Annotated in this window: 25 protein-coding genes and 1 other RNA gene; 13 read left to right on the top strand and 13 right to left on the bottom strand. The window is 41.3% G+C overall.

Annotated features, from left to right (window positions below; translation table 11 throughout):
- The first annotated feature begins 151 nt into the window (after nucleotides 1–151).
- Together leuS and J4227_06840 are read left to right on the top strand one after the other, a co-directional pair.
- Nucleotides 152–2,848, top strand: coding sequence for a leucine--tRNA ligase (leuS, locus tag J4227_06845; protein MBS3110218.1), 2,697 nt, complete (start codon nucleotides 152–154; stop codon nucleotides 2,846–2,848).
- A gap of 57 nt (nucleotides 2,849–2,905) precedes the next feature.
- The gene (locus J4227_06840; GenBank protein MBS3110217.1) at nucleotides 2,906–3,709 is read left to right on the top strand and encodes an NAD(+)/NADH kinase; all 804 of its coding nucleotides are present in this window, start codon (nucleotides 2,906–2,908) and stop codon (nucleotides 3,707–3,709) included.
- A 10-nt stretch (nucleotides 3,710–3,719) separates the two neighbouring features.
- Here the strand turns inward: J4227_06840 and J4227_06835 are convergent, their stop codons facing one another.
- From J4227_06835 to J4227_06825, 3 genes are all read right to left on the bottom strand, one after another.
- Nucleotides 3,720–4,703 (bottom strand): hypothetical protein, encoded by a 984-nt coding sequence (locus tag J4227_06835; GenBank protein ID MBS3110216.1) that lies wholly within the window; start codon nucleotides 4,701–4,703, stop codon nucleotides 3,720–3,722.
- Nucleotides 4,704–4,773: 70 nt separating this feature from the next.
- An RNA gene (gene ffs / locus J4227_06830) (signal recognition particle sRNA) lies at nucleotides 4,774–5,047 on the bottom strand.
- A 54-nt stretch (nucleotides 5,048–5,101) separates the two neighbouring features.
- Complete coding sequence (locus J4227_06825; protein MBS3110215.1) at nucleotides 5,102–6,031, bottom strand: hypothetical protein; 930 nt, start codon at nucleotides 6,029–6,031, stop codon at nucleotides 5,102–5,104.
- A gap of 54 nt (nucleotides 6,032–6,085) precedes the next feature.
- Between J4227_06825 and J4227_06820 the strand changes: the two genes are divergently transcribed.
- Nucleotides 6,086–6,541, top strand: a complete 456-nt coding sequence (locus J4227_06820; protein ID MBS3110214.1) for a hypothetical protein — start codon at nucleotides 6,086–6,088, stop codon at nucleotides 6,539–6,541.
- Nucleotides 6,542–6,571: 30 nt separating this feature from the next.
- Here the strand turns inward: J4227_06820 and J4227_06815 are convergent, their stop codons facing one another.
- Entirely contained in the window at nucleotides 6,572–7,072 is a 501-nt protein-coding gene (locus J4227_06815; protein MBS3110213.1) for a hypothetical protein, read from the bottom strand.
- 194 nt (nucleotides 7,073–7,266) lie between these two features.
- On the opposite strand from J4227_06815, the gene J4227_06810 reads away from it, so the two are divergent.
- From J4227_06810 to J4227_06800, 3 genes are all read left to right on the top strand, one after another.
- Complete coding sequence (locus J4227_06810) at nucleotides 7,267–7,422, top strand: hypothetical protein (GenBank protein ID MBS3110212.1); 156 nt, start codon at nucleotides 7,267–7,269, stop codon at nucleotides 7,420–7,422.
- The gene (locus tag J4227_06805) at nucleotides 7,423–9,726 is read left to right on the top strand and encodes a type II/IV secretion system ATPase subunit (protein ID MBS3110211.1); all 2,304 of its coding nucleotides are present in this window, start codon (nucleotides 7,423–7,425) and stop codon (nucleotides 9,724–9,726) included.
- 132 nt (nucleotides 9,727–9,858) lie between these two features.
- Entirely contained in the window at nucleotides 9,859–11,925 is a 2,067-nt protein-coding gene (locus J4227_06800) for a hypothetical protein (protein MBS3110210.1), read from the top strand.
- A 34-nt stretch (nucleotides 11,926–11,959) separates the two neighbouring features.
- Here J4227_06800 and J4227_06795 read toward each other — a convergent pair whose 3' ends face one another.
- The 6 genes from J4227_06795 to J4227_06770 all read right to left on the bottom strand — a co-directional run bounded on the left by J4227_06795 (nucleotide 11,960) and on the right by J4227_06770 (nucleotide 14,082).
- Nucleotides 11,960–12,208 carry a type II toxin-antitoxin system RelE/ParE family toxin gene (locus tag J4227_06795; GenBank protein ID MBS3110209.1) on the bottom strand — a complete coding sequence of 83 codons (249 nt, stop codon included), beginning with the start codon at nucleotides 12,206–12,208 and terminating at the stop codon, nucleotides 11,960–11,962.
- Nucleotides 12,202–12,468, bottom strand: coding sequence for an AbrB/MazE/SpoVT family DNA-binding domain-containing protein (locus J4227_06790; protein MBS3110208.1), 267 nt, complete (start codon nucleotides 12,466–12,468; stop codon nucleotides 12,202–12,204). The genes J4227_06795 and J4227_06790 overlap by 7 nt, the downstream gene beginning before the upstream one ends.
- 107 nt (nucleotides 12,469–12,575) lie before the next feature.
- Nucleotides 12,576–12,725 (bottom strand): type II toxin-antitoxin system CcdA family antitoxin, encoded by a 150-nt coding sequence (locus J4227_06785; GenBank protein MBS3110207.1) that lies wholly within the window; start codon nucleotides 12,723–12,725, stop codon nucleotides 12,576–12,578.
- A gap of 87 nt (nucleotides 12,726–12,812) precedes the next feature.
- Nucleotides 12,813–13,082, bottom strand: coding sequence for a type II toxin-antitoxin system RelE/ParE family toxin (locus J4227_06780; GenBank protein MBS3110206.1), 270 nt, complete (start codon nucleotides 13,080–13,082; stop codon nucleotides 12,813–12,815).
- 1 nt (nucleotide 13,083) lies between these two features.
- On the bottom strand, nucleotides 13,084–13,278 hold the full coding sequence (locus tag J4227_06775; GenBank protein ID MBS3110205.1) for a hypothetical protein: 195 nt from the start codon (nucleotides 13,276–13,278) through the stop codon (nucleotides 13,084–13,086).
- 81 nt (nucleotides 13,279–13,359) lie between these two features.
- On the bottom strand, nucleotides 13,360–14,082 hold the full coding sequence (locus tag J4227_06770; GenBank protein MBS3110204.1) for a hypothetical protein: 723 nt from the start codon (nucleotides 14,080–14,082) through the stop codon (nucleotides 13,360–13,362).
- 127 nt (nucleotides 14,083–14,209) lie between these two features.
- Between J4227_06770 and J4227_06765 the strand changes: the two genes are divergently transcribed.
- Nucleotides 14,210–14,710, top strand: coding sequence for a hypothetical protein (locus J4227_06765; protein ID MBS3110203.1), 501 nt, complete (start codon nucleotides 14,210–14,212; stop codon nucleotides 14,708–14,710).
- A gap of 80 nt (nucleotides 14,711–14,790) precedes the next feature.
- On the opposite strand, the gene J4227_06760 is transcribed toward J4227_06765, so the two are convergent.
- Both J4227_06760 and J4227_06755 read right to left on the bottom strand, forming a co-directional pair.
- Nucleotides 14,791–15,219 (bottom strand): hypothetical protein, encoded by a 429-nt coding sequence (locus tag J4227_06760; protein ID MBS3110202.1) that lies wholly within the window; start codon nucleotides 15,217–15,219, stop codon nucleotides 14,791–14,793.
- Nucleotides 15,207–15,719: a nucleotidyltransferase domain-containing protein gene (locus J4227_06755; protein MBS3110201.1), complete on the bottom strand. Its 513-nt coding sequence runs from the start codon at nucleotides 15,717–15,719 to the stop codon at nucleotides 15,207–15,209. Before J4227_06755 ends, J4227_06760 begins: the two co-directional genes overlap by 13 nt.
- 132 nt (nucleotides 15,720–15,851) lie before the next feature.
- On the opposite strand from J4227_06755, the gene J4227_06750 reads away from it, so the two are divergent.
- Together J4227_06750 and J4227_06745 are read left to right on the top strand one after the other, a co-directional pair.
- Nucleotides 15,852–16,472 (top strand): hypothetical protein, encoded by a 621-nt coding sequence (locus tag J4227_06750; GenBank protein MBS3110200.1) that lies wholly within the window; start codon nucleotides 15,852–15,854, stop codon nucleotides 16,470–16,472.
- Between the two features lie 422 nt (nucleotides 16,473–16,894).
- On the top strand, nucleotides 16,895–17,125 hold the full coding sequence (locus tag J4227_06745; protein MBS3110199.1) for a hypothetical protein: 231 nt from the start codon (nucleotides 16,895–16,897) through the stop codon (nucleotides 17,123–17,125).
- Nucleotides 17,126–17,266: 141 nt separating this feature from the next.
- On the opposite strand, the gene J4227_06740 is transcribed toward J4227_06745, so the two are convergent.
- Complete coding sequence (locus J4227_06740; GenBank protein MBS3110198.1) at nucleotides 17,267–17,728, bottom strand: hypothetical protein; 462 nt, start codon at nucleotides 17,726–17,728, stop codon at nucleotides 17,267–17,269.
- Nucleotides 17,729–17,842: 114 nt separating this feature from the next.
- Between J4227_06740 and J4227_06735 the strand changes: the two genes are divergently transcribed.
- The 4 genes from J4227_06735 to J4227_06720 all read left to right on the top strand — a co-directional run bounded on the left by J4227_06735 (nucleotide 17,843) and on the right by J4227_06720 (nucleotide 19,983).
- A complete protein-coding gene (locus tag J4227_06735) occupies nucleotides 17,843–18,085 on the top strand; it encodes a hypothetical protein (protein ID MBS3110197.1) in 243 nt (80 codons plus the stop codon).
- A gap of 156 nt (nucleotides 18,086–18,241) precedes the next feature.
- Nucleotides 18,242–18,565 carry a hypothetical protein gene (locus J4227_06730; GenBank protein ID MBS3110196.1) on the top strand — a complete coding sequence of 108 codons (324 nt, stop codon included), beginning with the start codon at nucleotides 18,242–18,244 and terminating at the stop codon, nucleotides 18,563–18,565.
- 19 nt (nucleotides 18,566–18,584) lie between these two features.
- Nucleotides 18,585–19,040, top strand: a complete 456-nt coding sequence (locus tag J4227_06725; protein ID MBS3110195.1) for a hypothetical protein — start codon at nucleotides 18,585–18,587, stop codon at nucleotides 19,038–19,040.
- Nucleotides 19,015–19,983, top strand: coding sequence for a helix-turn-helix domain-containing protein (locus tag J4227_06720; protein ID MBS3110194.1), 969 nt, complete (start codon nucleotides 19,015–19,017; stop codon nucleotides 19,981–19,983). The genes J4227_06725 and J4227_06720 overlap by 26 nt, the downstream gene beginning before the upstream one ends.
- Nucleotides 19,984–20,043 lie beyond the last annotated feature (60 nt).

Here is a 20,043-nt window from a genome sequence, read left to right as displayed (position 1 = left end):
AAGGCCCCATATGAGCTTGAATTACAAAACGCCAAAAGAAGTTTGGGACGAATTATGTAAAGCAGTTTCGTGATGTAAACCAGTTTCGGGATAACAGACAATCCCTTTTTCTCCACAACCTTTAAATACATTCCGGCAATCTTTTTTAGCCATGGACTTTGCACAGATAGATAGGAAATGGCAGCAGAAGTGGCAAGAGGAAGGCATATTCAAAGCAGATGCTGATTCAAAGAAAAAAAAATTCTACTGCCTTGAAATGTTCCCTTATCCATCAGGCTCAGGCCTGCATATGGGCCATGCCAGGAATTACATTATTGGCGACAGCTATGCAAGGTTCATGAGGATGCAGGGCTACAATGTCCTTTATCCAATGGGCTATGATGCCTTTGGCCTTCCGGCAGAAAATGCTGCAATTAAAAACAAGGTCAATCCAAAGGGCTGGACTTTCAGCAATATCTCAATAATGAAGGAACAGCAGCATGAGCTTGGATTGTCCTATGACTGGGACAGGGAAATTGCCACATGCGACCCTGATTATTACAAATGGAACCAGTGGATTTTCCTGAAATTCTATGAGAAGGGATTGGCCTACAGAAGCAAGTCAGAAGTCAATTGGTGCCCGAGCTGCCAGACCGTGCTTGCCAATGAGCAGGTGGAAGATGGCAGGTGCTGGCGCTGCAAAAGCCAGGTACAAATCAAGGATCTTGAGCAATGGTTTTTCAGGATTACAAAATATGCCGAAGAGCTTCTTAAGGACCTTGACAAGCTCGAGCACTGGCCTGAAAGGGTCAAGACCATGCAGACCAATTGGATCGGAAAAAGCCATGGCATGATGCTCAATTTTCCAGTGAGGGAATTCAAAAGCAGCATAGAGGTTTTCACAACACGGCCTGATACAATTTATGGTGCCACGTTCATGGTCCTGGCGCCTGAGCATCCCCTTGCCCTTGAGCTTGCAAAGGGGACAGAGCACGAAAAGGCTGTCCAGCAATTCGTAAACAAGGTAATCCTCCAGGAGAAATATTCCAGGCGCGCTGATGACAAGGAAAAGGAAGGGTGCTTTACAGGCAGGCACGCAATCAACCCTTTCACCAAGGAAGATATCCCGATTTACATTGGAAATTTTGTGCTCATGGAATACGGCACAGGAGCGATAATGGCAGTGCCTGGCCACGATGTCAGGGATTTTGCCTTTGCAATGAAATACAAGCTTAAGGTCAGGCATGTCATCGAGCCAACAGACGAGAAACTGAAAGCCGGAATAAAGGGCGCTTATATTGGTGAAGGGGCCCTGGCCAATTCCGGCGATTTCAATGGAATCAAAAGCACTGATGCAATTGACAAGATAATCACATTTGCAGAAAAGCACAGCCTTGGAAAGAAAACAACGCAGTTCAGGCTAAGGGACTGGCTGATTTCAAGGCAAAGGTACTGGGGAACTCCAATCCCGGTTGTTTATTGCAGCAAATGCGGTGTGGTTGGCGTGGATGAAAAAGACCTTCCAGTCTTGCTGCCGACTGATGTGCAATTCACCGGCGAAGGAAACCCGCTTGACAAAAGCGAGGCATTTCTCAAGGCCAAATGCCCAAAATGCGGCCAGGACGCAAGGCGAGAAACAGACACCATGGACACATTTGTTGATTCCTCATGGTACTTCCTGAGATATTGCGACCCAAAAAATGGCAAGCTTCCATTTTCCGGCGAAACAGCAAAATACTGGATGCCAGTTGACCAATACATAGGCGGCATTGAGCACGCAATCCTGCACCTGCTGTATGCGAGGTTCTTTACAAAAGCCCTGAGAGACCTTGGGCTCCTGGATTTTGACGAGCCGTTTGCCAGGCTTATGACACAGGGCATGGTTACCCTGCACGGCCAGGTCATGAGCAAGAGCAAGGGCAATGTTGTTGACCCGAGGGAAATCACAAAGAAATTCGGAACAGACACACTGCGCATGTTTATCCTTTTTGCAGCCTTGCCTGAGAAGGAGCTGGAATGGAGCGATTCAGGAATACAGGGAATTCACAGGTTTTTGCTCAAATTGGTGAGATTGGTTGAGGATAACAGGATAGAGATGCATCCTGCCCTGAAGAAAAATGAAATGAACAATATGGACAGGTACGTACTCAGCAAGTTCAACAGCACAATCGAAAAAGTGTCGCTTGACATTTTTGAATTCAGGTTCAGCCAGGCTATTGTCTCCATAATGGAATTTGTGAACCTGCTCCATAAGTATTCAACTGAAAATGAGGCAAACAGCGCAATACTTTCAGACTGCGTGAACAAGACTGTGCTTATGATGGCGCCCTTTGCCCCGCATGCATGCGAGGAGCTATGGAGAACAATCGGCCACAAGAATTTCATTTCCACTTCCCAGTGGCCGGCAATGCAGGAGGAGCATATTGACCTCAAGGTTGAGCGGGCTTATGAGCTTGTCGACACCGTAAGGCTGGATATCCTCTCAGTTTTGAAGCTCACACAAATAGGTGCCCCCAAATCCATTACCTTAATTGTGGCAGAATCATGGAAGGCTGAGTTTGTAAAGGCACTCAAGGAAAAATTAAATGAAACCCGAAATGTGGGTGATATAATGAAGTACATCATGTCCACTGGCCTGAAGAAACATGCACAGGACATCACAAAACTGGTTCCAAGGCTTGTTGCCGACCCTTCGCGGCTGCCATCTGTGGTCCTGGCCCCGAATGAAGAAAAGGCAGCCCTTAATGAGGCAGCAGCAATGCTGAAAAGGGAATTCAAGTGCGATTTTATTGTTGAGCATGAAAAGGACTCAAAGGACAGCAAGGCCAGGCAGGCAATGCCCGGCAAGCCGGCAATTCTTGTGAAGTAGATTTTGCTAAAATATAATAAAATGTCCCCCTCATAATGGCATGAGGCACAGCTAATCATGGCAAAAAAAGAGAAATACAGGAGAATGCAAATCAGGAAGGTCGTTGTTGTTTACATGAAAGACCCTTCGCATGAGCACGGGCAGACCATGGCGCAGGTCAGGAAATGCCTGGGCAACTACAATGCAATCTACATCCTGAGAAAAAAACTTTCGAAAAAGATTTTTTCAGGGGCTGACCTGGCTGTGGTTGTGGGAGGGGATGGCACATTTTTGCGCACTGCGCAGCATGTAACAGGCCATCAGCTATTGCTGGGGGTAAATTCAAATCCCAGGCACAAGGAAGGCTTCTTCATGTGCTGCACTAAAAAGGATTTCAAGAAAAAGCTGGCTTCAGTCGCCAGCGGAAAATTCAGGAGCCTCAGCATGCCAAGGCTTGAGAGTTATCTTGGGGCACAAAAGCTTCCGTTGGCCCTAAATGAAGTGTTCATCGGCGACATTAAGCCTTACAGGATGTCATACTATGAGCTTAAAATCGGCAATTACTCCGAATTCCAGAGGTCATCAGGCCTTCTTGTCTCGACCCCCCAGGGCAGCCATGCCTGGATAAAGTCAGCCGGCGGCAGGGCAATGCAGATAAACAAGTATGAATACCAAATCCATTCCCGCGAGCCGTATTTCAGGACGCTAAACAAGCAAAAAATAACCAACAAGGTGCTAGCGTCGGGGAAAACCCTTGAAGTCACCTCTGACATGAGAAAGGGAATTGTTGTCATTGATTCTGTGCCAAGGGAATACAAGTTTGGCTATGGCAAGACAATAAGGATTAAGCTCTCGCATAATTTCCTTCATGTTGTGAGGTAACGTGAGGCAATCACTTTAACAATTTTTTTATATGGTTTTCCACCTTTGGGATCACGCTGCCCGTATGGAGGCCAACCCTCTGGACCCTGAAGCCCCGAGCCTTTTCACGGCCCAGATTGCGGATGATGGATTTTGCTATGTGTCGCAAAACCATCTCATCACTGCTTCCTGGGGCAATCTTCTCCCTATCCATATATGCTTCCCTGCTCATGGTCATGACATCAAAAATACAATCAGTGATTTTTTTGCCCATCGGGACTTCATCCCTTTTGCCAGGCCGATAAAAGCCGTGCTGGTCCAGGAAATATATTTTATTATCACTGTGCCCTACATTTTCCCCATGGACATCAGGGAAGCGCCTGTCAGCCTTTATCATAAAATCCATGACATAGCCGAGAATTTTGGAAAATTCTTCCTTATACCTCTCTAATTCTGCCCTGCCATTATTCTGCTGCTTTCCATAGCTTAGCTTGTACAGAACATTTCCCAAGGATGCCACAGGCGTGACATAATCCGAGGTGTTCCAAACAGTGTAATAGTCAGGGTCATGCCGGTATGGGGTGACAATTATCTCATTGGATGGATGGATTAATCCATTCTCCTTTAATTCTTCAAGGCTGTCAATCACGGTATCAATGTACTCTACCGGTGTTTTCATCGTCAAGGGCCTTACAAACGTATTGCCAACCAATGCCCACCCCCTATACATTGAAGAATCCCCTTTTTCCAACCAATCAGAATCGGAAACAGTTATTGGGCTAGAGGTTGAAAAATCAAAGCCAAAGATATTGCGATACAGGAAAAGAACTTTCCCCCCCTCGACAATCTGTTCAAAGGAATGTGCCTGGCCATTGCTGCCAGATTGCCGGATTGGCCTTACTCCCACCGGCCAGCCCAGGACTTTCCTCTCTTCACTGGACAGTGCGCTGTAATGCCTTCCCTGTTCCTGCTTTTCTTTCAATGCTTTGGCTGTCAAACTCACTAATGAATCCATGTTGTCACCGCTATAAATGGCCTTCAGCCTCTTTTAGAATATATGCAGTATCAGCATATACAAAATATAAGCGCGAGCGCGCCGAGGAATCGATAAATAACCACCGCGCCAGTTAACCCTGACACCTCCTCAACTCCGCTACCCCTCAAGCATTCCTGCATGCAGTTAGTGCTGCTCCATTCCTGGCCTGACACGTTTCCCGCGAGCAAAAATCCTGTGGGACAAAGTCTCATAGTACTTGCCAAGACTGCCACGACAGCCTTTACCTTTCCCAAGGCTTCGACCCCATCATGAAGCCGGTTTATGGTTACAAGAGACGGCTGTCCTCCCGGTCTAGCTCGCAGGAAACAGCAGGGAATATGGATTTAAAAGGCTTTGGTAAACTGCCGGAAGGGGTTTCACAGAAAATACACAAGGGCATAGCCCAGAAAACAGCCAAGGCTAATGAAGGGCATTGCCGGGTAAAATTTGCCTTTCTCTGACTTGTATAGCAGTAGAAACAGACCAATGCCGGCAAAAAGTATTATGATAAATGACTGCGTAAACGCATCCAGCACAGGCACCTGGCCATTTATCAGGGTTTTCATTACCACCCCTGCAAATATAAGCGGGAAGCCGAGGTCTCCTCCCCCGAGGATTGCCGTGCGCCTTTTCTCAATGGAATATTTCCCAACTTCCTTCTCATCAATTTTTTCTTCCTGTTCCGGCTTTTTTTCATCCTGTGGAAACTTTTTGCCATAGGGGATGAAAAGGCCTGCAAACAATCTGTTTTGAGTCTGGAATTTAGCCATCTCAATCATATGCTCTGACCTCCAAACCGCATATATATCATAAATTGATATCAAAATCAGGAGCATGAACGCTGAAAACATGTTGATTATCGGGACAAAGATTGCTGCCAGGCCCCCATAAATCAAAATTTCCGTCAGGTTATGCACATAGATGTTTGGCCTGTAAATTTTCCAAAGCGCCAGGAAAATGGCAATGACAACAGCAATCATCTCATCAACAAATGCGCCAATGGCAAAGGTCAGGGTAAAGGCAATTGCAATCAAAAACCAGAATTTCCAGAGCCCAACCCTCCTGAATTTTATGAGCACCAGCAAAATAATCGTCCCGATTATTATCGCAGCAGCTATGTACAGGTAGGAAAGCGACTCGTCTATGTCAGGCCGTTCCATGTCAAAAGGAAGGCTTTCAAATGCCGTTATGCCTGTCTCAGCTGTCCTGTCAACATCAACATAACTCAGAAGTATCACCAATCCTACAGCCTCTGTTGCCAGGAATAGGGCCATGAGAAGCAGGGTCGCCTGCCATGTATGCTTCATGCCATCCCAAAAATTGAGAAGTTATATAAACTTAATCATTTGAAAATCTGAGAAATGAAAGTGGGCACGAGGGTGGAAATCCGCGTTTTTCTGAAGGAAGATGATGACATTTCTGAAGTGAAGAAAGGGCTGGCGAGGCTGCTGCCTTTTGACATTGAAACTGAGAAAATCGGGCTGGAAGAACAGGCCGCCGAGGGCTTCAACAGGAAAAAAATCACAATATTCAAAGTTGTGCTGGCCAAGGACAGGCACATCAATTCATTCATCAGGAAGCTTTTTGCAAGATTCACGGCACGGCAGAAGGAAATGATACACGGCCAGCTTGAATCCAGGATTGATGAAGGCATGAACTTTTTTTTGCGGCTTGACAAGGAATCCCTAATCAAGGAAAACAGCCTTCAGGTGACAGACGAGGGCAACTGCTACCATATCACGCTGAGGGTTGCTGCATACCCCCGCACAAAAAACGCGGCAAAAAAAGTGATACAGGCCCTGCTTGCCAGCAGCTGATTGTCGCAAGAACTAATCTCCTAAATTTAACTATCTCTTTTTTGCATCATCTGCATTTTCAGCTGAAAGGTCCTTGTCCAGCAATCTCCTGACAATCTTTTCAACCTCGGCAGCCGTAACAAAGTTGAGCGGGCTCCACAGGTTCACATACCTCTCAACCACCTTAACATCATCCCTTTTGGCAAATGTCCGGAATTCCCCCGCCATCAGGTTGAGCTTGCTTTTAATGTCGGCCAATTCCCTCTTAATCTCGTTCAGGTCTGCGTTTGTAGTCTTGATTTCCAGGTTGGCATTCCGGTGGCCAGCCAGCATATTCTGCTCGATAAGCTGGGTTTTTTTCCTGAGGTTAGTGTACCTTTCCTCAGCAATCCTCAGCCTGACGCTGATATTGTTCATTTCACCATAAACCGGGCCGAGGTCAACTGTGCCCCCGTGCTTGAAAAGGCCGCCTGATTCAGGAGCCTGGGATTGCGGCATGGCAACAGGCGCTGCCTGCATGCTTTGCAATGAAGGGGGGATATTGTCTGCCATATGCTGTAATTGGGCTTACCCTATAATAAATTTTACGTGAGTATACCCAAGTAGTATAAGTTTCGGCCTGGCCGAACCATCAAAAACTTTATATAATGAATATATTATTTTATCATATATCGAGCTATGATATTTATTTTATAATATAATATACATTTTATCATATATACGCAGGAACTGCAAGGCGTGGATTAATGAAAAAGCCGATCAGCGCAACTATTGAGGAAGACCTTATCAGCTGGGTTGACAGGGAAATCTCGGCCAGGAACAAATACAGGAACCGTTCTCACCTTATTGAGATTGCAATTGACCTGCTGCGGAAGCAGGAAAAAAAAGAGGAAAAGAGGTAAATGGAGAAAATTCAGCAGAGCACGCAGTGGGACTATGAAGTCGTGCGTGATGGGGAAGGCAGGACCCTGAGGATTGACTGCGAGGACTATCCGCGGCTGCCATCACTTGAGGACGACCCCGTGACCATGTCCAAGACATTTGACATACTTCTTGAGGTAAAACAGGCGTCAAAGATAATCTACACCCAGCGCAGGGACTATGAATACGACTTCGCGCAGACAAGGTTCCTGGCAGAGCTGGCAGAATATTACGCCCGGGTTGTGCATCGCGGCATGATGATGTACCAGAGCCTTGCAGGCCAGGGGTTTGCTGCGCAATATGCGGAAAAATACTCAAAAATCCAGACAATGATGAACAGCAGCTTCAAAAGCGACCCTTTTGGAACTTATGTTGAACTCAAGCGCATTCTCAGGGAAGAGCAAATAACGATGGACAGGCTTCCGCCCGGCGAGCAAAGGGCAGGGCAGAGATATTTCCAGATGCTCGCCTACCTTGTGCGGGAGCTCGAAAAAACCAGGATTATTGCCCTTGCAATGCCATACCTTGCGGGATTCAAAAAAGGGGACAGGACTGTGTATCGCAGATTCTTCATCCCGTCAATAAAGCCTGATTTCATGTACACAAAGCTGATGGCCACTTACCCGACCGATGGCGAAGAGCTGGACAATTACAATGTCGCGGATACAGAAGTCACAATCTTCTCAGTGCCAGGCAGTGTCCAATACCTGTACCACATAATCCCGCCGGAATTCAGGCTTGATGAAGACAAGTACGAGCTCCTTGACATGGCAAGAAAGATCCTTGCAGAGCACAAGCCAACAAAGAGTGAATTCACCGACCCGAGAAGCGTGAGGCAGGTTTTCTACAACATCGGCAGGGACCTGCTTGAAGAATTGGCTGATTACAGGAAAATACGGCTGAGAAACAAGGAGCTTGACCAGCTTACTGAAATTCTTGTCAGGTACACAATAGGATTTGGATTGATTGAAGTCCTGCTGCAGGATGAAAAGATACAGGATATTTCTATCAACAGCCCAATGGGAAAAACCCCTATGTTCATTGTCCACCAGGATTATGATGACTGCTCCACAAATATTATCCCGATTGCAGCCGAGGCAGAATCATGGGCTTCAAAGCTCAGGCTGATTTCGGGGAGGCCATTGGATGAGGCCGACCCTATACTTGACACAGAGCTTGAGCTGCCATACGCATCCGCGAGGGTAGCTGTGATCACAGCACCCCTGGATCCATCGGGCCTTGCCTTTTCATTCAGGAGGCACAGGGACAAGCCATGGACCCTTCCATTGTTTATCAAGGCAAAAATGCTGGACCCGCTTGCTGCCGGCCTTCTTAGCTTCCTAATTGACGGCTCGCGCGCATTGCTTATTGCAGGAACAAGAAGCAGCGGCAAAAGCAGCCTGCTGTCAAGCCTTATGGTTGAGATAATGAGGCGCTACAGGATAATCACAATTGAGGATACGCTGGAATTGCCCACAAACTCTCTCCGGAGCCTTGGCTACAATATCCAGGCAATGAAGGTCGCCAGCGCTCTTGCAAAGGAAGGGAGCGAGGTCAGCGCTGAAGATGGAATCAGGGCAACTCTCAGGCTTGGGGATTCCGCGCTTATTGTAGGCGAAGTCAGAAGCAAGGAAGCAAAGGCACTCTATGAGGCAATGCGGGTTGGCGCTGCTGCAAATGTAGTTGCAGGCACAATCCATGGCGACAGCCCCTATGGCATTTACGACAGGGTTGTCAATGATATCGGCGTCCCCAAAACTTCCTTCAAGGCCACAGACATCATTGTCATTGTCAATCCAATCAAGAGCCCTGATGGAATACACAGGATGAGAAGGGTATTGCAAATAACTGAGGTCAGGAAGAAATGGGAGAATGACCCATTGACAGAGGGGGCGTTTGTAGACCTCATGAAATATGATGTGACAACAGACCAGCTGCTTCCGACTTCGGACCTCCTGAATGGCGATTCTGACACCTTGAAATCAATTGCTGCCAATATCAAGGATTTTGCCGGCAACTGGGATGCCGTGTGGGACAACATTGTATTAAGGGGCAAGGTAAAAGAAAAGCTTGTTTCAACGGCAGAGGAGATTGGCAATGCTGACATGCTTGAAGCGCCATTTGTTGTCAAAAGCAACGACATGTTCCACAGGATTTCAGAAAGAATAAAGCAGAACACAGGCGGCCTGGACCCGCAAAGGATTTACTCTGAATGGGAAAACTGGCTCAAGCGGGAGATCAGGAAAAAATCATTTGCGGATTCAGAAGAAGAGCAATTTGCATGAAGCGCGGAAAAGAGGTGAGGATTTCTGGCTGAGGCAGGGCCGGACGGGGCCAAGATTGACTCCATCCTGCACAAATACAAGGAGAAGCTGAAAACTGAGCTGGGAGACAAGGGGACCGTAGTTGCAACTCCGGTGACCAGCAAGGAATACAATGACTTCAAGCTGGAGATCATGCCAAAGCACCTTGGCATCTACGAGAAACTGTGCAATTGGACGGAAAGCATAATCAGGATCAGGCCTGACAAGAAACGCGAGGAAGAGCTCAGGGATGCGATTGAGATAACGCATCTCAACATCACGCCCGAAGGAGCAGCAAGCTTTGCCCTCATTGTCCCGATACTTTTCATTATCCTCGGCAGCGCCTTCAGCCTCGTCATGCTGAACTCATCCTTTTTCCTGCTTTTTTTCATCGTGGCCGGGATTTCCCTGATTTTTGTTTTTGGAAAGCTGCCCACATATTTTGCCAACAACTGGCGGCTGGCCGCAAGCAACCAGATGGTCATCTCAGTGTTTTATGTTGTAATGCACATGAGGCACACCAGCAACCTGGAGAATGCACTTCAATTTGCCGCTGAGCATTTGACAGGGCCATTGGCACTGGACTTCAAGAAAGTGCTTTGGGACGCCGAAACTGAGAAATATTCCTCGGTCAAGGAATCGCTGGATGCCTATCTTGAGTCATGGAGAAAATGGAACATTGAATACATTGAGTCATTCCACCTGATAGAATCATCACTTTACGAAGGCAGTGAAGACAGGAGGCTTTCGCTTCTTGAAAAGGCGCTGGAAGTGATGCTGGATGAAACCTATGAGAAGATGCTGCATTATGCGCAGAACCTGAAGTCGCCAATTACCATGCTGCACATGCTTGGCATTGTATTGCCCATTTTGGGATTGGTCATCCTTCCGCTGATTGTTTCATTTATGGAAGAGGTGAAGTGGTACCACATCATGGCGATTTATGACATACTGATGCCCGCCGGTGTCTATTATCTCGGCAAGCAGATTCTCTCAAGCAGGCCAACCGGGTACGGCGATTCTGACATTTCGGAAGGAAGGCCTGAGCTGAAGAAATACAAGAATATTGTAATTGACCTCGGCTTTACAAAAATTTTCATCCCGCCTTTGCTGGTCGCGTGCCTGATTGGCGGCCTGCTGATGTTCATTGGCCTGTCCCCCGTGATACTGCACATGCTAAACCCTGAATTTGAGCTTGAGATTGGGGAATCAGGGGTGTTCAAGCTCATGAACTATAAGGAGGATACAAACAATCCAGAAAAGTTCATCGGCCCTTACGGGCTTATAGCGGGCTTCCTGAGCATTTTTGTCACGCTCGGCCTGGCAGTCGGCATAGGGATATACTACAAGAGCACTTCAAAGAATGTCTATGAGATAAGAAAACGAACCAAGCAGCTGGAGGAAGAGTTTGCATCTGCCCTGTTCCAGCTGGGCAACAGGCTGGCGGACGGCCTTCCATCTGAAATTGCATTTGACAAGGTTGCGGACACAATGCAGGGCACAAGGTCAGGGGATTTCTTCAAGCTTGTTTCCAATAACATAAGGAAGCTTGGCATGTCAGTTGAGCAGGCCATTTTCGATGAAAGGGTCGGCGCAATCCAGCAATTCCCGTCAAAGGTCATCAACAGCAGCATGAAAGTCCTGACTGAAGCCTCCAAGAAAGGCCCGAAGATAGCCGCCAAGGCAATCATCAATGTCTCTGAATATATCAAGGAAATCCACAGGGTCAATGAAAGGCTGACGGACCTGATGTCCGAGACAATCAGCTCGATGAAAACGCAAATTTCATTCCTTTCCCCGGTGATTGCAGGTATTGTCATCGGGATAACCTCGATGGTCACTTCCATCCTCGGCAGCCTGGGCGACAAGATGGAAAGCATAAGCTCCAGCGCAGGAGTGGCAGGGGAGCAGGGGGTGCAATCGCTTTCAGGGTTTTTCGGAAACGGGATACCTGTCTATTACTTCCAGATCATAGTTGGCGTATACGTTGTGCAAATCATCTATATACTCTCTTTCATGGTGAATGGGATTGAGAACGGCTCTGACAAACTGAACGAGCAATACACAGTTGGCTCGAACATGATGCGGGCCGGCATACTTTATTCTGCCATTGCCTTGATTGTGATGCTAATATTCAACATAATAGCAGCGAAGATTGCGCCAATCGGCAATGCGTTCTGAGAAAAAATGTGAGATGGACGACTGGGATTTGATTTTATTGCTCATCCTTATGGTATAAATCCAGTAATAAGATTGTGTCTTCTGATTTAACATAAGCGTAAGACAACCTAAAGGGTGCAATATAAACTTCCCTGGTTCCTTTTCTTGAGTATCTCATCGGCTTTCCGATTTCAGGATTTTCCTTGATCTTAATGAAATGTTTTATTATTTTAAGTTTCAAATTTTTATCTTTGATATTTTCAAACAGCTTCTTAAATTGAGGATGAAATTTGACATTCACCATTTTTTTGCTTTGCTTAGGAAATCATCAAAACTCATTTTGACAAACTCACCCTTTTCATATTTTTTCCAGGCTTTTTCAGTCCTTCGTGCAAATTCGAGATCCTCATCAAAATTCTTAGCCAGTTTATTGGCTTTCTTGAGGATTATGTTGTCTCCTTCCTGTATTACTGCTATTTTATCTCCCTCTTTCAAATCCCCCCTCATTTCAGAAGGTATGACTATCTGCCCCTTTGAGCTCATTCTGGTTATTGCTATGTCCATTATTATCACCTAAGTAAGATTAATCTTACTAATATTTAAATGTTTTGGTTTATTAACTCAAGTAGGCAGAAAAAAACTTATGGGGCGACTGGGATTTGAAAAAGAACTTAACTTAGACTCAACTGAAGTCCAACTGAAGCTCTACTAAGTAAGTCATTTGTTATTAGTTTATCGACGTATTTACTGATGTTTATTTGCTTCCTTTTGAGCAGCTTACACAGTTCTTTTTCTAAGCTTAAGTTAATTCGTTGTTTCATAGTCATGCGCATAAATCTTGAGTTAAATCTACGCACGATTATGATGAAGTAATATAAAAGAATTGGTAGCCTCTATGAAAAGGCAAACTAATTCTTATTATAAGCCCTTTCTCTCTTATCAATTCTGGCAATAAGAATCATTTTTGTCTCAAACCTTACAACGTAAAGAATGCGATAATCTCCCACTCTAACCCTGAAGACTTTCTCTTTCTTATAGCTTTCCACTCTTTCAACTTCAGTTGGAAATGGGTCTTCCTGAAGCTTCTCTATTTTATCTCTAATTCTTTCTTTTGTTTGATTATCAAGTTTTGCAATAAATTTGTCTGCTTGCGGTCCGAAACTGATAGAAAAAGCCATTTTAGTCAAAGACATCTTTCATTGATTTTAGCTTTCCAGATTTTTCAGCTTTGAGCGTTTCATCAAGCGCTTTTTTGTCTTTTTCTGATAAATATCTGTCTTCAAAGTGGTCTTTGATGAAATCTAAGTCGTGCTTCATTCCAAGGACAATTTCTTTGAGTTCTGATATTTCATTTACAGCTGCTGTTCCTGACATACTAATCTCTTAGATAGCTTGATATTTAAATGTTTCCCTGATAAATTTATGGAGGATAAACAATTTCGCTGTTTAGTCAGTTCATATTTTTGCATAAATAAAGTCGAACCACTTTCTAAAAGAATCAGCCACATCTCTATTTTCTATCATAAAACCTATTGGATATCCTTGTTTCCATAAAACAATAGCTATCTTATTGCCAAATATGTTTACTACAGTATTCGATACGAATCCTAAAGGAAAGGACTTCCCAGAGAAATATTTTCTTTTGATTACTTGTTCTTCGTATTTTTTTACTTTCATATTATCATATATTAAATGAAATTTTATTTTTTTCTTTATTCTCTCTTTTTCAAAATTTGGCATAAAATAAGGAAGTTGCGAAAATATGATTCCTTTGGCTCCAATTAAATAAACATCTTTTCCTTCTTTCAACATTTGACTATGTATGGTCTTCAATCCGTCTTTACCCTTATATATAAATGCATTAAAATCCTCTTTTTTAGTAGACTCAAGTTTTTTTAATTCAGGCAATAATCGCATCACTATTTGCTTTTTTTCATCCAAGTATTGTAATAATTTTTCTGGACCAGCTGCTTGAAAATATCTCTTGTAATCTTTAACAACAAAACTCACTAATCCTAACTGTTGGAGCTTTTCCAATCCTTCATAGATTCGAGAGCTATGCAAACCAGTATCCTTCATTATATGATGGGCAGTGCTCATGCCTATTTTCACAAGTGAAAGATATATTGTAGATTGGTTTTTTGTTAATCCAATTTTTTCCAAATCCACCGTGTCCATATGCTCATCAATTTATTGTAGTATTTAAAGTCTTTTGTTTTGTTCCTCCTAAAAAGGAGAGCCATAACTTAAATATAATAATGTTTATTTCTGTTAAGTTGAAACTGATTAATATGGAGTGGTTTAAATGGAAAAGATAACTGCTAAAAATATTGCTCAATTTATTGTTGTGAATCACGAACCAGAATCCAATACTGGGGTTTATGTCAGGGTTAGAGCTGATAGTGTCTGGCAAAAAGTACCAAGAGTAAGGGAGGTCATTAAGATTCTAGAAGATAAATTAATAGAGCATTTTTCGAATGCTCCTAGATTAAGTAGCATTAAAGGCTTTAGTCTGTATCACGGAGCTGAAGACTGTATTAAGTCTGATGTGCACTTAGGTTCAATTAGTATTAGAGCTAAAGTTGGGCTGCCGTATCGAATGCACACAATTTCTTATGATATTGCACGTAAAGAGATTCAAATAAATTCATTTGGACCAAACGATGAATATGCAAGTTCAGTTGATATAATGTCTCCAAAGCTTAAACAATTTGTTGAACAACACTTTCCACAATCTAGTTATAATGGATTCGTGGGATGTAATAACACTTGGGGTAATATTGACTTGGAACAATTCATTAGATGAATAAATTGGACATCAATGGTATGAGTCTATAAAATCAATAAGAAAAGTTTATGGGACGACTGGGATTTCTATTACATTGCTTAATATACTTTAATTAAGTCCTTCAAAACATTGATTATGTGATTAAATTCTGGTTCATTTGCCGTAAGATAAGGCATCTTGACTAAAATACCCTCATAATTTATCCTGTTCCTTATGTTTTTCAGCTGGTGAATAATCATGCATTCATACTCATAATTCTTGTGATTATGCTTGAAATAAGAGATAAGGCACTCATGATTGTCTGACTTCAAACTATTTTTCAAAAGCAAGGCCACCAACAATTCTTTGATTATCTCATAATATCCTTCAACAATAATGGATGTAGTTTCATCATCCTTTTGTATTTGCATGATTGCTTTCAGTCTGATTTCTGCTACTTTTATGATGGACTTTATTTTATCAAAATCAGGCTCAACCTTTTTGAAATGCTCTCTTTTACATTTCTCAAAATCCATTATTTCTGCCATATTTTTAACATTCCGTGCAGTATGCTTCCATTAATAATGTTTTGCCTTAATTCTTTCGATATTTCCATAATATTTTTTGCAAAGTAAGGATTGATAGCGTGCTTCAACTTAAATTTGTCAAAATTCATACCTGTTTCAGAAGATTCAATAAAAATATCTATATCACTTTTTTCATCATATTCCCCTTTGGCACAACTCCCGAAGAGTATAACTGTTTTTGGGTGAGCATGTTCAACTATGTAATCAATCAATCCAGACTGGTATATCTTTTCGAGCATGAATTGCTTCTTATGGAATTTGTACAGTGAATCTTCAGTGTTTGCCCTGTATTTGTCAAATGGCTCTGATTTTTCTCGTACAATTATGCTATCACTTAGCAATTGATTCAATATTCTTGCAACTGTTGATTTTGGAACCTTTGTCAGCTTTGCAATCTGCCTTAGGTAAAACTGTTTTGAAGGATTCTCAAAAAACAATTCTTTTACCTTATCTTGTCCCATTTTGTGTCCACTTGTCCCATTAATAGGACATTACATATAAAAATGTTGTGGATTTATGAGGAATCAAATGAATGGATTTGAGAGTGGAAAACTATTTATATTGTAATTTCTATAATCTATTTAGTGGTGCTTATGCCAGTTAAAAAATGCATTATTTTGATATTACTCATTCTTATGCTTTATTTGACTGCTTGTGCAACAAATCCCACAGATAAAATTGAAAGTAACCTTGATAAAATATCCATAACAACGAACTACCAACTTTATTCACCTAAAATATCTCATTTCAAAATAATTTACAGCTGGATAATTACTCCAGACAATGCATTGCCGAAACAGATAAATTTTGGAAGATATGGTATAAGTAGTGCTGTTATAGTTAAGAATTTCACTATAATAAGCAATACAGGGGGCGGATTTTTGGCATACGCATTTATTGTTCATGGGGCTAATGAAGAAAAGATTGGTTTTTGGCATCCAGACGGAATTCCAAGAAGCAGTGAAAATGGGTGCAATGACCCAAATAGTCAATATGGTTGGGTTTGTGGTGGCATAAGTAATCTTGAGCTCAGAAGATGGTCTAGTGAGCCAACCGAGGATGAAAAGAATAATGGAATTGATTACATTAGCAACTCTAACTATTTAATTCTCAGTGGTATAAAATATGATGTTAAATTGGGAGAATGGGAATTTTTAAACATATCTTTAGTTGAATACAGAGAAAAACATTATCCTCCAACAATAGATATTTAACTTCCTGATCCAACTGATACAGAGTTATTTTTTGTTTTTAGGTAGATCTTTACCTTAATTTAAGAATACAATTTACCATTGATAGAATATCTTATGGGACGACTGGGATTTGAGAAATTGCTAGATTGAAATTGAGTTTGAACTGAGTTTTGCTTTGAGATTAAATCGTTCACAATCAGTTTCTCGACATAGAAACTAACGTTTTTATGGCTTCTTCTAACAAACTTAAACAAATTCTTAGTTAAGCTCAAGTTGACTCGCTGCTTCATTTATACACACACTTAGTGTAAGATTAATACTCAACTGAGTAGTTAAGTGAGTATAAAAGGTTTGGTAGCCGCTTGAAAGAGGCAAAATATGCAATAAATATATAAATCTCAATCTGAATCGGGTATATATAATAATCTATGGAGGGATGTAGTATGCCTACGTTAAAACTTAAAGGAAAAGTCATAGGAAATAATCCAAGTAAAGGGAAAGGAGTTGCCCCGGTTGTAGACTTAGATATTGGTGGAACTATTTATATGGAATTTAATGAAGAAGCTATTAAGGAAGCTGGCAAAAAAGCAGGTTTTAAAGAACAACAAATGCTTTATTTGGCAGGACATTTTGCAGGTGCGAGGGTTTTATTAGAATTTGTATATGATAAATAAGTGGGAACTATTTAATAATTATCAACAGAATTAATAGATGGGACGACTGGGATTTGAACCCAGGACACCACCTTATTTTCCGTCGGTAGGAGGTTAGTTTCTTTTGTTTTTTCTTCAGTTTTTGGTGTTTTTGAATCCATTTTACTTTGCCTCCGTTAATTTATTTAATTTTTTATGGTTACTTAATATTTCTTCTTTCATTAGAGTTAGATGCTTTATTAATTCGTCTCTAACAATCTCTCTGATTGGCTCTTCAAATTCCATTCTATCAAAATGTCCAGTTTCAGGGTCACTAAACTGAGATTCATAAGCATCTTTATCACTGAACCATGGCTCTTTAGAAGTCACCTCTATTTTATTCATTAGTTGATTTATAAAATCTTTAGCATCCCTAGAGTGTGATAATGCCTCTTTGATTTGTTTAATTAGCTTTTGCGCTATTCGCAGCTTTTTCATTCTTTCACTATCTTGTTTTAATTTCACTTTCTTGGCACATTCGATTTTACAATATTTTCTATTATCCACTCGCAAAATACCAGAACCCTTAACTCTTTCAATCGGTGCATTGCATATTAAGCATAGCTTTGTTTCATTGTTTTGCATGGTTATTTGAGATATAGAATTAAGTGATATTTAAATTTTTCTAAATTCGACTATTTTCGACTCCATATATTAAAAGTAATTATTAAATAGGTATGAAACTCCTTTAAAATAATTATGGAAAACAAAACAAAACCATACGGAGAATTTGATGGAAAATTTTGTAAAGTTGTTATTAGAACGTCTTCAGGGGAAAAAGCTCTGAAGGGAATAATTTCAATTTTCGACCAAACTTTAATGGTTAGCGGAGATTACCAACAAACATCTGTTCAATTTTCTGAAATTCTTAGAATAAGTACAAAAGAGGTGATAAATGAAAATAAAAAAGAAGATAATGAAGTTTCGAGCAAGAACTTCTGAGGATTTGAAGTATAAATAAGTGTTGTTTTTTGGATTCACACAATAGAATTAGCGATAGCTACAAGGAGATGGTATAGATGGAAACTGATTTTATGGATGAGTTCCTGGCCGACATAGAGTTCGAGGAATTTATCATAGCGAGGAGGACTGAGAAGAATGGACGAACAAAAAATTGATTGGAATATTTTCGAGTCACCATATTTCAAAGTGACCGATACGCCAACAGATATTACTTTTAAAGATTGGTGTCAAATAACTCGAGAATTCCAAGGAAAGGAAGCCACAGGGATTAAGGCAATGGTGGTTGTAGAGAATGGGAGAGAGACAAGAAAAGAATTGTTATCTACATCTCGGAGATTCATTACTGCCTTAAGACCTTTCATTGAAATGGCAGAAAAGGAAGGGAGAAAGACAGTTACGGTCAGAGTATTCAAATCTGGAACGGGTATGAATACTCAGTACAGAGTAAAGGAGGTTTAATCCTCCTTACTTACTCAATATGATTCTAATTGTCGACAGTCGAGAGCAGAAGCCTTATTCAGAATACTTTGAAAAATTGAAATACAAACATGAGTTGGAAAATCTCAAGGTTGGTGATTATTCAATTAGGGGGTATCCTGGTTTTGCAATAGAAAGAAAAGAATTAAACGATTTTATTCATTCTATTACCGTAGATAGAGAGAGATTTGAAAAAGAACTATTAAAGGCTCAGAAACTAGAATATTTTGCGGTCATTATTGAGTGTACTATTTATGATATCGAAAATAGGAGATATAGGTCTAAAATACACCCACATTCTGTTTTATCTACCATTTTTCATTGGAATATCAAATACAAAATTCCATTTCTCTTTGTCGAAAGTAGAACAGGAGGAGCCTTGGCAGTAATAGAAATGAGCAAAGCATATCTAAAATACCAGAGTGATAACAATGACCAATACCAAGCAGATATATGACTATTTTGAGAATAAGTATAGCCTGGGCTATCTAGGATTGTTTAAAGCAACAGCGATGGCTAGTATGTTCATCAAAAATAGAGATGTAATCCCTCTCTCGATATTATGTATAGCTCCAAGTGGCCAATTTAAAAGTAGAACCACAATAGAGCTAACAAATATATTCAGTAACAAATCAATAATTGACTTAGGTTCTGATTTTACTATACACAGTTTGATAGACAGGTTTGATAGTGGTAAAAAATGCCAAAATAAAACGTTAAGTATCAACGATTTGACACTTCTTCTTTCCTCCAAGACACAAAGAACCAAAGAAAGGTTGGTGAATGCTATGGCAGAAGTCCTATCTGAAGGAATATACCAATATGGAGAAAGGAATAAATCAGATTTGTATTTTAAAGCTCGAATTAATATCATCGCTAATATAACTAAGAATAGCTATGTCCAAAATAAGAAAAACTTCCTGGATAACACTTTCATTGAAAGACTAGTCCCTTTCTTTTATTCTCTCACCGATGAACAACAATTAGCCTTTGTAAAAAATATTGAACAGAAAAAAGCCATAGCACCTGATTCCAAAATAACACTCAAAGGTACTATTGTAAACAATTACATAGAATTTAATGAAGCAATGATAAATATGTCGGTCAAATACCAATGCATATCACTTAGTCCTTCATTACCTCGTGCAATGGAAAAAATAAAGGCTATCTTGGGAGGCCTGTGTGTAATAAATGGTCAATCTCAAATAACAGATAACGAAATAAAATTTTGCAGTGAATTTCTTCCGTTTTGCAGTGATATGGATAGCAGAGATATAAGCATAATCATACAATATAAACAAGGAGTGTCTGTTGATGAGATATGTAAGAATCTTGGCTATTCCTCAAACTACCCTTACAAAGTCATCCATAAATATAAGGAAAAAGGAATTTTATCCTAATTGCTCAAGGTTTAAGACATATATCTTCAGTATAGTATTGAATCCTTAGAAAATGAAGCC

The sequence above is a fragment of the Candidatus Woesearchaeota archaeon genome, from assembly GCA_018303405.1.
Lineage (GTDB): Archaea > Nanobdellota > Nanobdellia > Woesearchaeales > JABMPP01 > JAGVYD01.
The sequence above is the reverse complement of the archived record's forward strand: the minus strand, read 5'-3'. Positions and strand labels throughout refer to the sequence as shown.